Source organism: Pseudomonas sp. NPDC089547 (assembly GCF_050280665.1).
GTDB lineage: Bacteria > Pseudomonadota > Gammaproteobacteria > Pseudomonadales > Pseudomonadaceae > Aquipseudomonas.
Genome location: NZ_JBNNVS010000004.1, coordinates 1 through 12,678 on the forward strand (window position 1 = coordinate 1; position 12,678 = coordinate 12,678).

Sequence of the window (12,678 nt, forward strand, 5' to 3'; positions counted from 1 at the left end):
CCGCGCAAGGCTCGATAGAGTCGGGGCCGCTTTGCGGCCCATCGCGACACACGGCCGCTCCTACAAGGGTACGCGATCCCCTGTAGGAGCGGCCTTGTGTCGCGATGGGGTGCGAAGCACCCCCAAGGGCCATATCAGTAGTGCAAAAAAATTGCAGTTCAGGCGCATTTTTTTGAATTAGCCCAATCCTGCCCCACCCGGCAGAATCCCCCCCACGAAACCCTGCGGTTTCCATCTCTCCACGGAAGGAGCCCCTTGTGGTATTGCACGCGCAATACAAGGCCCAGGCCACCTCGGCTGGGCTTTCTTTTTAACCAGAAAAACTACAGATCCCGATTACTTAAATGTCTGCCTCGCGTTCCGAAAGTCGTCTGCAGCGGCTGTTGCCGGCGCCCCTGAATATCCCCCCCAAAGAGTGGCTGCGTGCCGGTATCGGTGCGTTGCTCGGTCTTTTCCTTGCCGGTTGGCTGACCAGCCTGGCCTATGGCCCCGGCATCGCCCTGCATCTGCTGGGCCCGTTGGCCGCATCGGCCGTGCTGGTGTTCGCCGTGCATTCCGGCCCATTGGCCCAACCCTGGCCAGTGCTGGGCAGCTATGCCCTGGCCGGCGCGGTCGGCCTGGCCATGCGCGAAGGCTTTGGCCCCGAGCTGTGGGTGGCCGCCGCCGCCCTGGGCATCTCGCTACTGGTGATGTGCCTGCTGCGTTGCCTGCACCCGCCGGGCGGCGGGGTAGCGGTGAGTGCTGTGCTGGCCGACTCGGGGCTGACCGCGCTGGGCGATCACTTGTTGGAGCCGGTATTGCTCAATGCGTTGATCCTGGTGGCGGTGGCGGTTGTCTACAACCGCCTGACGGGGGTGCGTTACCCGAAAGGCGCGGCCCCGCGCAAAGACCTGCACCACACCCATGACCCGTTGCCCGGCGAGCGAGTGGGCATCCGCAGTGAAGACCTGGACCAGGCACTGGAAGAGCTGGGCGAGTTCGTCGACGTGACCCGTGACGAACTGGAACGCATCATCCTGGCCACCGAGCAGCATGCTTTGCAACGTAGCCTGGGCGGTATTACCGCAGCCTCGGTGATGTCCCGCGATGTGCAGTTTGCCACGCCCGATACCACGCTGGAGCAGGCCTGGAAAATGCTCGCCAGCCACCACCTGAAAACCCTGCCAGTGTTGCGACAGGGCAAGCTGGTGGGCATCGTCAGCCTCAGTGACCTGGTCGGCCCGGCCATGCAGCGTGGCCGGTTCAGCTGGCGCGGGCTGTTCGGCCGCAAGGCAGTGCGCATGGAGCAGGTAATGAGCCAGCGGGTAGTCAGTGTCAGTAGTCAGCACCCGCTGGAGCGCCTGCTGCCGTTGCTGTGCGAACAAGGCCTGCATTGCCTGCCGGTACTCGATGGCGACCAGCTGGTGGGGGTTATCACCCAGACTGACCTGATTGCCGGCCTCAAGCGTCAAATGCTCAACAGGGCCGACGCTTCAGATAAGCGGGTCCCAGCGTTGTGACCAGTCGCTGGCGCCGGCAGCCACCAGCCGGCGCAAGATAGCGAAGGCCTGTTGCAGGGCTTCGCTGTCGCGCTTGCGCGGGTACACCAGGTAAGTCGGGTAGGTAAACTCCGGCGCCTGCGGCACCCGTTCGAACAGGCCGCTGTCCAGATAGGCCTGTACCACCCGTGTGCGGAAGTAGCCACTGCCGCCCTGGTCGAGGATGAACTGCAACGCCAGCGGGCCCAGGTTGAAGCTGAGTGCCGCACGTGCGCAGTCGGGCAGGGCGGCATCGTGCTGGCGGCGGAAGGCCTCACCCCAGTCGATGTAGATGTATGGCTCTGGCTGGGAGACCCGGCGCACGCGGATCAGTTTTTCTTCCATCAACTGTTCCACCTGCAGCCCCGGGCCGTAGGTCGGCTGGTACACCAGCGCAGCGTCCAGCAAGCCCATATCCAGCTTGCGCAGCAGCGACTCGCCGTCGCTCACCTCGCTGCGGATGGCGTGGCTGGGCAGCTCACGGTGCAGGGCTGTGACCCAGTCGAGCAGCATCGGGTTGCCCAGGCTCACTTCACCCCCCACATGCAGCACTTGCTGGCAGCCCTCGGGTAGCGGCAGGTCGCGCCGCGCCGCTTCCCAGGTTTGCACCAGCTGGTTGGCATAACTGACGAATGCCTCGCCGTCGCTGGTCAGGCTGGCACCGTTGCGGCTGCGCACGAACAGCTGGCAGCCCAGTTGCTGCTCCAGGCGCTGTACCCGGGCGGTAATGGCTGTTTGTGACACGAACAGGCGTTCGGCAGCGGCGACCAGGCTGCCGCAACGCACGATTTCCAGAAAGGTTCGGGCCTGTTCGATATCCATGGGTTGCTCGGTGGCTGGAGGGGTGCCCTATTCTAGAGGCTTTGCACCGTTATGGGGCGCTTTTGCGTTGTCTGCAAATTTGCAGGTCGGTTGTGACTTTAGTCCCATGGCGACGCGGGTGTAGCGGTCCATACTCAGGTTTCGCCCTTCAATAACAACAAGTACCGGGTTCCCTTCGATATGAGCTACCAGCACAGCTACGCCCATTCCATTTCCGACCCTGCCGCTTTCTGGGCGGAACAGGCCGCGCACCTGGCCTGGCACCGCAAGCCTGCCCTCACCCTGCAAGACAACGCCGACGGTACCCACCGCTGGTTCGCCGATGGCCGCCTGAACAGCTGCTACCTGGCCCTCGATCACCAGATCGGGCAGGGCCGTGGGGAGCAGTTGGCGCTGATCTACGATTCGCCAGTCACCGGCGTGCAGCAGGCCTACACCTACAACCAGTTGCGCGACGAAGTGGCACGCCTGGCCGGCTTGCTGCGCCAGCTAGGGGTGAAAAAGGGCGATGGCGTGATCATCTACATGCCCATGGTGCCGCAAGCGGCCATGGCCATGCTGGCCTGCGCCCGGATTGGCGCGGTGCATTCGGTGGTGTTCGGCGGCTTTGCCGCCAACGAGCTGGCCCTGCGCATTGATGACGCCCGGCCCACGCTGCTGCTGACAGCATCCTGCGGGCTGGAATTCGACAAGGTAATTGCCTACAAGCCGCTGGTCGACCGCGCCCTACAGCTGGCCCGGCACCAGCCGCGCAATGTGCTGGTGCTGCAACGCCCACAGGTTAAGGCTGAACTGCAGCCAGGTCGCGACCTGGACTGGCAGGCGGCACTGGCCAGCGCCAAGCCGGTGGCCCCGGTCGAGCTTGATGCCGGCGACCCGCTTTACATCATGTACACCTCAGGTACTACCGGCAAACCCAAGGGCATCGTTCGGGAAAACGGCGGCAATGCCGTGGCGCTGTGCTATGCGATGCGCCATATCTACGGCATGCAGGCGGGCGATGTGTGGTGGGGCATTTCCGATGTGGGGTGGGTAGTTGGCCATTCGCTGATCGTTTATGGGCCGCTGATGAGCGGCTGCACCACGGTGTTCTACGAGGGCAAGCCGATCCGCACCCCGGACGCCTCGGCCTACTGGCGGGTGGTGGAGCAATACAAGGTCAACGCGTTGTTCTGTGCGCCCACCGCCATGCGTGCCATCCGCAAGGAAGACCCGGAGGGCGAGCTGATTCGCAAGCACGACCTCGGCTCGTTGCGTCAGCTGTTCCTGGCGGGAGAGAAGCTTGATTCGAGCACCCATGAGTGGCTGGAGCGGGTCAGTGGCAAGCCGGTACACGATCACTGGTGGCAGACCGAGACCGGCTGGCCGGTCACCGCGCCTTGTGTGGGGCTGGAAGGGAGTGCGGCGAAGCCGGGCTCCAGCAACCGTGCGGTACCGGGCTATCACGTGCGTGTGGTGGATGATGAGGGGCACTTGCTGGGCCACAATCAACAGGGCTCGATCGTGATTGCCTTGCCATTGCCGCCCGGGTGCAGCCAGACCTTGTGGGGCGACCACGAGCGTTACTTGCAGGCTTACCTGCGCACCTACCCCGGGTATTACCACACGGGCGACGGCGGCTTCCTGGATGATGAAGGTTTCGTCTACATCATGGGGCGCACGGATGATGTGATCAACGTGTCCGGGCACCGGCTGTCTACCGGTGAAATGGAGGACCTGGTGGCCTGCCACCCGGCAGTGGCCGAGTGTGCGGTGATTGGTGTGCATGATGAGATCAAGGGGCAGGTACCCTTGGCGCTTGTTGTGCTCAAGGACGGCGAGGGCATTGCCGAGGCGCAGCTGCTGGTGGACTTGGTGGGGAGCGTGCGCGAGGCGATTGGCCCGCTGGCCTGTTTCAACCGGGTTCGGCTGGTGAAGCGACTGCCCAAAACCCGCTCGGGGAAAATCTTGCGGGCGGTGTTGCGCAAGATTGCCGATGGGCAGGACTATGTGCCGCCTTCGACCTTGGATGACCCAGCGGTGTTGGGGGAGATCGAGGCAGTGCTGGCGGATTTGCCCCGGGCCGGGTGATGTATTGACTTTACTGGCCTCTTCGCGGGCATGCCCGCTCCCACAGGTACACCACAGGCCCTGAAACCTGCGCCGTACCTGTGGGAGCGGGCGAGCCCGCGAAGAGGCCGGTTCAGGCAGTGCAGTTCTATGAGGCTATCTGATGCAATTGCCCCAACCTGCTGCGGGTTCGCATCAGGTCGGCAAGTGGCCCGTCCAGGCTCTGTTCCAGCGGCCTCTTGCCGATCACCGTCACCTGCCGGTCCTGGTCATACAGCACATCCACCAGGTTGACGAAGCGTTGTTGTGCCGCCAGCGAACACTCCGCCAAGTCATCCAGCCCGTCGATAATCCATTCATCGTAGGCCTGGGCCAGCACCAGGTAGTCGATCACCGCCGTGGCCTTCTCGCACAAATCGTCAAAGCCAAGCACCACGCGCCGGCCATCGACGGCCAGTGCGCGCAGCGGGCGCTTGTTCACTTCCAGCATCAACGGCTGTTCGACAGGTACGTTCAGCGCCCGGCGCTGTTCGGCATTGCCCGGCCATACATAGTGGCCCTGGGTAAACCGCTGATGCTCGCGGTTGGCCGGCAGGCTGCGAAAATCCGTATCGCCGCCCACCTCCAGCACTTCCATCGAGCTGTTGATCAGCCGGATCACCGGCAGGAAGCGCTCGTGGTACAGCGGGTTGGGCAGCAACCCTTCGGGTGCATAGTTGGAGGTCACCAGCAGGAACACCCCGCGTGCGAACAGGGCGCTGAACAGGCGGGTGAGCAGCATGGCATCGCCAATGTCATGCACGTGGAATTCGTCGAAGCACAGCACCCGGCAATCGCCCACCAGCTCGTTGAGCGTCGCGCCTAGCGCATCGTCCAGCGCCCGGTGGCGGTGCATGCCTTGGTGCAGGCGGGCAAAAAAGTCATGAAAGTGCAGGCGTCGCTTGGCCTCGACCGGCACCGCCTGGAAAAAGCCGTCCAGCAGCCAGCTTTTTCCACGGCCCACCGAACCATACAGGTACAGGCTGCGCGGCTGCCCTTGTTCCAGCTGCGCCAGCTGGTCGGCCATGCAGTGGATCACCCGTCGCTGGCCGTCACTCAGCTGGTAGCCCCGGCTGTGGGCTTTGTCCTCGAACCAGTCGAGCAGTTCGCTCTGGCTGGCGGCAGCGCCGCGCAGGCGCTGGCCAAGCTGGCGCAGTGGGGCAGGGATCCAGGCAGACAAAAGCAAAGCTCCTTGGGGGATAGGCGGGGCAGCGTGCAGCTTGCCCGAGGGCGGCCATTTTGACTAATACAGAAAGTGACCGGCAATGATCGCTTCACGCGATAGGTCAGCCACCCGCGCGGGTGAAAATGACTAACTCGCTGTTTTATGGCAATTTTTTTTCATCAGGGGGTTCACAGATCGAAACTTTGTTGTTAAAGTGCCGCGCATTCCAAGACAACAACCCAGTTGTCACTCAGTTGGAATTGTCAGGGCAGCAAATGCTGCATCCGATACAGGGGCGTCGCCAAGCGGTAAGGCAGCAGGTTTTGATCCTGCCATGCGTTGGTTCGAATCCAGCCGCCCCTGCCATTTTTCAGGTTGCAACGTATTCAACCCAGTGCTTATAAGCGCTGGGTTTTGTCGTTTCCGTGGTTTTAGTTGCGCACGCAATTCTCTGTAGGAGCGGCCTTGTGTCGCGATGGGCTGCACAGCAGCCCCGGCAATCTGTGGTGTGTCTGCAATCCTGGGGCTGCTGTGCAGCCCATCGCGACACAAGGCCGCTCCTACACGGGATCGGGCCGTCCCGGGTTATGCGGAAATTCCCAGCATCTCATTCAGCACCCTCGCCAGCTCATCCGCCTGCACCGGCTTCTGGATCACCACGCTGCCCGGTAGTTCAAGCCCCTGCAAGTCCGCATAGCCCGTCAGGAATACCACTGGCAAGTGCGGGTAGCGTTCACGGGCTGCCAGCGCCAATTGCGCGCCATTGAACTCGGGCATGGCGAAGTCGGTGAGCAGCAGGTCGATCTGCTCGTCCAGCAAGGCCAGGCCCTGTTCGCCGCTGTGCGCCTGGCGCACCTGGTAGCCGTACTGGCGCAACACGTCACCCAGCATGTCGCGTACCAGGTGGTCATCATCCACCAGCAGCACGGTGCGGTTGTGGCCGCTGTCGCTGATAGCCTGGCTGCGCAACGGTGCCACCGGTTCGCTGACCGCCTGGTCCTTGACTGCCGGCAGGTACACCGCCACCTGCGTGCCCAGGCCTGGCGTGGTGTCGATACGCACTCCGCCGCCAGACTGCTTGGCGAAGCCGAACACCTGGGCCAGGCCCAGCCCCGAACCTTTGCCGATGTCCTTGGTGGTAAAGAACGGCTCGAACACCTTGGCCAGTACGTCTTCGCTCATGCCGCAGCCGGTATCGCAGATGCTCAGCATCACGTACTCGCCCGGGTCCGGGTCTTCCGGGCGTTGCGGGTGGGCGTTGATGCGGGTGTTGCGGGTGGTCAGGGTCAGCTGGCCACCTTCGGGCATGGCATCGCGGGCATTGATGGCCAGGTTGAGGATGATCATCTCGGTCTGGGTGGGGTCGGTCAGTGCCTGCCACAGGGCCTGGTCCAGGTCCAGGCGCACCGAGACGTTGCCACCCAGGGTGCGACGTAGCAGCTCTTCCAGGCCGGCCAAGGTCTGGTTGAGGTTGAGCGGCACCGGCTCCAGGCGCTGGCGGCGGGAGAACGCCAGCAGCTGCGAGGTAAGCTTGGCGCCGCGCTCGCCGGCTTCGCGAATGTGCGTGAGGCGCGTGCGGGCCTTGTCCAGGTCGGCCTTGGCCAGGTCGCGCTCCAGAAAGCTGGCGCCCGTGAGGATTACCGTGAGCAGGTTGTTGAAGTCGTGGGCCACGCCGGCCGTGAGCTGGCCGACTGCTTCCAGCCGTTGCATCTGTTGCAGTGCAGCCTCGATGCGTTCGCGCTCGTTGATCTGCTCGCGCAGGCGGGTGTTGGCTTCGGCCAGGCCCAGGGCGGATTCGCGCTCACTGGTAATGTCCCGTGCTACCACGTACAGCAGGGTGTCTTCCGGCACCACAATCCACGACAGCCAGCGCTGCTGGCCACCGGCATGCAGGATGCGCCCGACGAAGCGGGCACTGGTGCGGCCATGGGCGAGGGCGGCCAGTTCGGTGAGGAGCAGTTCCTGATCGGTCTCGGGCAGCAGGTGCAGCAGGGACGACTGGCTCAGGCGTTCGCGCGAAAAGCCCAGGCTGGCTTCCCAGGCGGGGTTGAGTGCGACCGGGGTCAGGTCCTTGTTCAGCACGGCCAGCAAGTCCTGCGACAGCTCCCAGGCGCGGTCGCGTTCGCGGGTGCGGCGCTCTACACGTTCACCGAGCATCTCGTTGAGCTGGCGCAGCGCCTGGGTGGCCAGGCGCTGTGTGTGGATGTCCTGCAGCACCCCGGAAAAGCGCACGCACTGGTCGCCGACGAACTGGCACTGGCCGCTGCTGAGCAACCAGCGCGGCTCCAGCCCGTTGGGTTGGGCAATGCGGAATTCGACCCGGTAGTGGCCGCCGCTTTCCGGGCGCATGGCGTGTTCCACCGCCTGGCGCACCAATGGGCGGTCGTCGGGGTAGATGCCAGCGTAGAAAACGTCAAGGTTCATCTCGGTGCTGGTGGGCAGGCCGAACAGGGTCTTGCAGCGGTCGTCCCACAGCAGCAGGCCTTCTTGCGGGCGCAAGTCCCAGGTGCCCATGCCGGCGGCATCGATGGCAATGCGCGCACGCGCTTCAACGTCTGCCAGGGCCTCTTCGGCGCGGCGCCGGCGCTGGCGCTCCTGCACCTCGGTCAGCGCCCGGCGCACGGCCTTGGGCAGCAGCGGGAGGTTCTTCTTCAATACATAGTCGGTGGCGCCCAGGCGGATCATCTCCACCGCGTGCTCTTCGCCGTAAATGCCAGACAGGAAGATGAACGGCGTGTCTGGCGCCAGGCGCTGGGCAATGGCCAGTACCTCGGTGCCGGACGAGCCAGGCAGCACGCAGTCGCACAGGATCAGGTCGTAACGGGCCTCGCGCAGGGCATGCTCGACGCCAACATGGTCGAACACTAGCTGCGAATGCACGAGCAGCCCGCTACGTTCCAGGCGCATCAGGGTCAGCTCGGCGTCCATCGAGCTGTCTTCGACCATCAGTAGTTTCAGCGGCGTTTGCTGCATCGTCGCGGCGGCCTCAGTTGCTACCGCGACGGTTCAGCCGCAGTGAGCCGGGTGGGGGTTCGTTCAGCACTGCCCAGAATACCCCGAGGTCGGAAATGGCGGCGACGAATTCCTTGAACTCCACCGGTTTTACCACGTAGGCGTTGACCCCCAGTTCATAGGCGCGCAGCAGGTCGGGCTCTTCGCGCGAGGAGGTCAGCATCACCGTGGGGATGCTGCGCAGTTCGGCGGTGGCGCGTACGGCCTTGAGCACTTCCAGGCCGTCGACCTTGGGCAGCTTCAGGTCCAGCAGCAAGACGGCGGGGTTGCCGTCGTCGCGTTCGGCGTAGGCATTGCGGCGCAGCAGGTAATCCAGTGCATCGGCACCATCACGTAGCACGATGACTTCGTTGGCCAACTGGCTGCGCTCCAGGGCCAGCAGCGTCAGCTCCAGGTCCCTTGGGTTGTCTTCGACCAGCAGGATGGGTTTGAGCATGGTGATAGCGGTACCTCAGGTGGTCGCGGGGTGGCGCGGAAGGGTGAAGTGGAAACTGGCGCCCTGGTCGATCTGACCCGTGGCCCAGACCCGGCCGTCATGGCGCTCGATGATGCGGCGTACGCTCGCCAGGCCAATCCCGGTGCCCTCGAAGTCCTCCATGCGGTGCAGGCGCTGGAACACGCCGAACAGTTTGTTGGCATAGGCCATGTCGAAGCCCACACCGTTGTCGCGGATGCAGATTTCGGTTTCGCCTGGGTGCTGCGCGGCGCTGATGCCGATGTGTGCCGGGTTGCGGCCACGGGTGTACTTGATGGCATTGGCGATCAGGTTGTGCAAGGCCATGTTGATGAATGCCGGGTCGCCGATCACCTTGGGCAGTGCCGCGATGTCCCAAACGATTGCGCGCCCCTCGTAATCCGGCGCCAGTTCGCTGCGAATGGCATCGACCAGTGCATTGAGGTCGACATCCGACAGGCGCAACGCCGAACGGCCCATCTGCGAGAAGTTGAGCAGGTTGTCGACCAGGCTGCCGGCGAAGTGCGCGGCCTCCCCGATATGCTGCAGGTAGCGCTTGCCGCGCTCGCTCAGCCCCTGGCTTTCGATTTCGCCAAGCAGTTCGGTGTAGCCGGCGATGTGCCGCAGGGGGGCTCGCAGATCGTGGGACACACTGTAGGAAAACGCTTCAAGTTCCTTGTTCGAACGGCGCAACTCGCCCGCCAGTTGCGCCAGCTCTTCGGCCTTGCGCAGGACAATGCCAAGCACTGCGCTGCGCAGTTCCATCACGCCCTCGATCACCAGCGGGTCCCAGGGCTCGCAGTAGTTGCGCAGTTCTTCCTGCCAGCGTTCGAAGCTGTGCCGCGGGTCGAGGTTGCCCTGTGGCCCCACTTGCTTGCTCGGTTGGCCAGCCCAGTTCACCGTGCGTACTTGCTCGGGGCGGAACCATAGCAAATAGTGCGAATGGATCTGCGAGATGGCCACGGCCAGCACGCCGCCGGCATGGGCGGCCAGCTCGGGCAGGTCGGTAATGTCGCGGCGCAGGTTATCACTTTGGAACACGCTGTCCCCGGCGCGCAGGGCAAGCCAGTGCACCAGCGCGGTTACCTGGGCTTCAGGCGGGGTTTTGCCGATCAGGTCGCAGCGTTCGGCCGAGATCACCGCGGCGCCCTGGGCACCGGCAAACGCCAGCAACACGTGGGGCAGGTCGCGCAGGCCGTCGCTGACGCTGTCGTGGTCGGCCATGGACGAGATCATGCGCACAATGTGTTGGCGCAACGCGAGCAGCTTGCGCGTGCTGGCATGCGCCTCGCGAGACTCGATCTGCAACGACAGCACACTGGCCAGCAGCTCGCAGGCCGTGCGGGTGCGCAGGTCCACCGCACGCGGCTGTTGGTGGTGGCAGGACACCAGCCCCCACAGCTCGCCATCGACCACGATCGACAGCGACATCGAGGCCAGCGTGCCCATGTTGCGCATGTATTGCAGGTGTACCGGTGACACGCTGCGCAGCGCAGAGAAACTCATGTCCAGTGCCTTGCCGGTGCGCGGGTTGGTGGCCGGCAGCAGGGGTGAAGGCTGGTAGTTGGCATCCTCTATCACGCGGATGCGGTTGACCCGGTACAGGTCGCGCGCCTGGCGCGGGATGTCTGCCGCAGGGAAGCACAGGCCGAGGTAACTGGGGTAGCCCGGGTCGGCCACCTCGGCCAGCACCTGGCCGTTGCCATCTGCATCGAAACGGTACGCCTTGACCCGGCCAAAGCCGGTGATGCGCTTTAGCTGCAACACCGTCTGTTGCAGCAGGTCTTCAAGGCTGCTGGCCAGTTGCAGGCCACCGACGAAACTGCGCACCAGCGGGTAATAGTCACCTTGCCCGACCAGGTCTGGCGGCAAGCGTGGGGGCTCGAATTCGGCAATCAGCACCTCATCGTGACTGTGTACCAGCAGGTGCAGCGGGGCGCTGTAAGGCGCGCCTTGGCGCAAACGTACGTCGCCGATGTGGAAGGGGAAGATTTCATCTTCGGGCAGCCGCGCCAGCTGCGTGCGCAGGTCAAAGCCCTCGTTGACCAGGTTGGCGAAATTGCACCCGATCAGTTCCCGGGCCGGCAAGCCCAGCCAGTGCTCGACGTTCTCGCTGGCCTGCAGCACGCAAAGCTCGGCGGCGTCCAGCACCAGCAGGAAACCGTGGGGCTGGATACTGCTCGGCAGGTGGATCGGTTCGCGCGCACAGCGTTCCATGGCTTCTGCCAGCGTGTTGTCTGCAGTCATCAATGAAAACGCTCCTGTCATGTCCGTCCATGTATGGCCAATATGCCTGGCGCAGGATGAGACTTTTTCACCCTAACAGAAACCAAGCACATTTACCGGCTCTTGGCCATTGGAGGCACAGGTGCGGCTTGGGGTTCTGCACCGTGACGGCTTTTTTTTACGGGGCGTTATCGCTTTATTGCTAATACAAAAAAATGGCTTGATGCCACCACCGTTGCGCTACCTCGCTGCTACGCTCAAGTCAGGACGTAACGACAAGGATAACAAGGTGACGGAGCGCTTGGTGGCCGTGCTGTTGGGCCTGTTGTTCAGCGGCAGTACCGTGGCAGTGGATTTTCTCGTGGAAGTGCGGGTACTGGTGCAGCGTGGCTGCATGCTGGTCAATCAGACACGCGATGCGGGAGCCCAGGCCCTGGGGCAAATCGACCTGGGTGCGACGGCGCGCCTGGACAGCCCGGATGCACCGCTGAGCGGCGTATTGCTGAACCAGCGCCCGCCGCGCCTGGAGTGCAACCCCGACACCCCTTACCAGGTACGCGTCGACGGCGGCCAGCATGGTGGCGTCGGCGAACTGCGCTACCTGGCCAGCAGTGACCGTACGGCCCGGCCAATTCCCTACCGCTTGTACCGCGACGCGGCCTGGCGCGAGCCGCTGGTGGTGGACGTGGCCCAGTCGGCGCGGGTGCCAGGCAGCGGTTCGGTCGAACTGCCGTTGTTCGCACGCATCGACAAACTGGCCTGGGTACCGAATGCAGGGCTTTACGCCGACCTGCTCAAAGTCACGGTCACCTGGTAGGGACGCCGCCATGCACAAGGACGCCATGCCATGAACCGCACTTCGATCCTGTTGCTCACCCTCGGCCCGCTACTGGTGCCCGGTGGTACTGCGCATGGCAGCACCACCGGCTTCATCCAGGCGCGGCTGGTGATCAGCGCAGCCTGCCAGATCAGCAGCAACGATACGCAACCTGCGGTACTGGGTAACCCGGGCATGCTGGACTTTGGCGAGCGTGGCCCGAACTGGGACCAGCCGCTGCGCAGCCGGGTTGACGAGGCCAGCGGCGAGGGCAGCCTGCAGATCAGCTGCACGCCTGAAGTACGGGCCTTCAACGTGCGGATCAATGGTGGCCTGAATGGCGACGACGGTGTACGCCGCCTGAGCAATGGCCGTGAACTTATCCCCTATCAGCTGGCGGTCGACCCCGGTGGCAACAGCCGCTACGTCATCGGCCAGGCGCGTGCCTTCACCGTCAACAGCGCCCAGCAGATTCCGATTCCCATCTACGGTGTGGTAGTGGCGCAACCCCGCGCACTGCCGGCCGGGCTGTACCGCGACACCCTCAGAGTGACCCTGGACTGGTAGACACGCAAGG

The 12,678-nt window shown here is 64.0% G+C and carries 9 protein-coding genes and 1 tRNA gene; 5 read left to right on the forward strand and 5 right to left on the reverse strand.

What is annotated here, in order from left to right:
- Nucleotides 1-344: 344 nt before the first annotated feature.
- On the forward strand, nt 345-1,499 hold the full coding sequence (locus ACQKPZ_RS03855) for an HPP family protein (RefSeq protein ID WP_427535628.1): 1,155 nt from the start codon (nt 345-347) through the stop codon (nt 1,497-1,499).
- Here ACQKPZ_RS03855 and ACQKPZ_RS03860 read toward each other — a convergent pair.
- Nucleotides 1,473-2,339, reverse strand: a complete 867-nt coding sequence (locus tag ACQKPZ_RS03860) for a LysR family transcriptional regulator (RefSeq protein ID WP_427535630.1) — start codon at nt 2,337-2,339, stop codon at nt 1,473-1,475. The genes ACQKPZ_RS03855 and ACQKPZ_RS03860 overlap by 27 nt on opposite strands.
- 180 nt (nt 2,340-2,519) lie before the next feature.
- Here ACQKPZ_RS03860 and ACQKPZ_RS03865 point away from each other — a divergent pair, with 180 nt between their 5' ends.
- Complete coding sequence (locus ACQKPZ_RS03865; protein ID WP_427535631.1) at nt 2,520-4,409, forward strand: propionyl-CoA synthetase; 1,890 nt, start codon at nt 2,520-2,522, stop codon at nt 4,407-4,409.
- 127 nt (nt 4,410-4,536) lie between these two features.
- Here the strand turns inward: ACQKPZ_RS03865 and zapE are convergent, their stop codons facing one another.
- Nucleotides 4,537-5,607, reverse strand: a complete 1,071-nt coding sequence (zapE, locus tag ACQKPZ_RS03870; RefSeq protein WP_427535632.1) for a cell division protein ZapE — start codon at nt 5,605-5,607, stop codon at nt 4,537-4,539.
- Nucleotides 5,608-5,883: 276 nt separating this feature from the next.
- Between zapE and ACQKPZ_RS03875 the strand changes: the two genes are divergently transcribed.
- A tRNA-Gln gene (locus ACQKPZ_RS03875) sits at nt 5,884-5,958 on the forward strand.
- A 219-nt stretch (nt 5,959-6,177) separates the two neighbouring features.
- Here ACQKPZ_RS03875 and ACQKPZ_RS03880 read toward each other — a convergent pair.
- The 3 genes from ACQKPZ_RS03880 to ACQKPZ_RS03890 are packed head-to-tail and all read right to left on the reverse strand — an operon-like array spanning nt 6,178 to nt 11,305.
- On the reverse strand, nt 6,178-8,565 hold the full coding sequence (locus ACQKPZ_RS03880; protein WP_427535633.1) for a response regulator: 2,388 nt from the start codon (nt 8,563-8,565) through the stop codon (nt 6,178-6,180).
- 13 nt (nt 8,566-8,578) lie between these two features.
- The gene (locus ACQKPZ_RS03885) at nt 8,579-9,040 is read right to left on the reverse strand and encodes a response regulator (protein WP_012271611.1); all 462 of its coding nucleotides are present in this window, start codon (nt 9,038-9,040) and stop codon (nt 8,579-8,581) included.
- 15 nt (nt 9,041-9,055) lie between these two features.
- The gene (locus tag ACQKPZ_RS03890; RefSeq protein ID WP_427535634.1) at nt 9,056-11,305 is read right to left on the reverse strand and encodes an ATP-binding protein; all 2,250 of its coding nucleotides are present in this window, start codon (nt 11,303-11,305) and stop codon (nt 9,056-9,058) included.
- A 268-nt stretch (nt 11,306-11,573) separates the two neighbouring features.
- On the opposite strand from ACQKPZ_RS03890, the gene ACQKPZ_RS03895 reads away from it, so the two are divergent.
- Together ACQKPZ_RS03895 and ACQKPZ_RS03900 are read left to right on the forward strand one after the other, a co-directional pair.
- Nucleotides 11,574-12,101, forward strand: a complete 528-nt coding sequence (locus tag ACQKPZ_RS03895; RefSeq protein ID WP_427535861.1) for a Csu type fimbrial protein — start codon at nt 11,574-11,576, stop codon at nt 12,099-12,101.
- 30 nt (nt 12,102-12,131) lie between these two features.
- Nucleotides 12,132-12,668 (forward strand): Csu type fimbrial protein, encoded by a 537-nt coding sequence (locus ACQKPZ_RS03900; protein ID WP_391133047.1) that lies wholly within the window; start codon nt 12,132-12,134, stop codon nt 12,666-12,668.
- Nucleotides 12,669-12,678: the final 10 nt, after the last annotated feature.

Coding starts and splice junctions, on each gene's coding strand:
- ACQKPZ_RS03900 (WP_391133047.1), top strand. CDS start 12,132: ATGAACCGCACTTCGATCCTGTTGCTCACCCTCGGCCCGCTACTGGTG.
- ACQKPZ_RS03860 (WP_427535630.1), bottom strand. CDS start 2,339: ATGGATATCGAACAGGCCCGAACCTTTCTGGAAATCGTGCGTTGCGGC.
- ACQKPZ_RS03880 (WP_427535633.1), bottom strand. CDS start 8,565: ATGCAGCAAACGCCGCTGAAACTACTGATGGTCGAAGACAGCTCGATG.
- ACQKPZ_RS03890 (WP_427535634.1), bottom strand. CDS start 11,305: ATGACTGCAGACAACACGCTGGCAGAAGCCATGGAACGCTGTGCGCGC.
- ACQKPZ_RS03865 (WP_427535631.1), top strand. CDS start 2,520: ATGAGCTACCAGCACAGCTACGCCCATTCCATTTCCGACCCTGCCGCT.
- ACQKPZ_RS03855 (WP_427535628.1), top strand. CDS start 345: ATGTCTGCCTCGCGTTCCGAAAGTCGTCTGCAGCGGCTGTTGCCGGCG.
- ACQKPZ_RS03885 (WP_012271611.1), bottom strand. CDS start 9,040: ATGCTCAAACCCATCCTGCTGGTCGAAGACAACCCAAGGGACCTGGAG.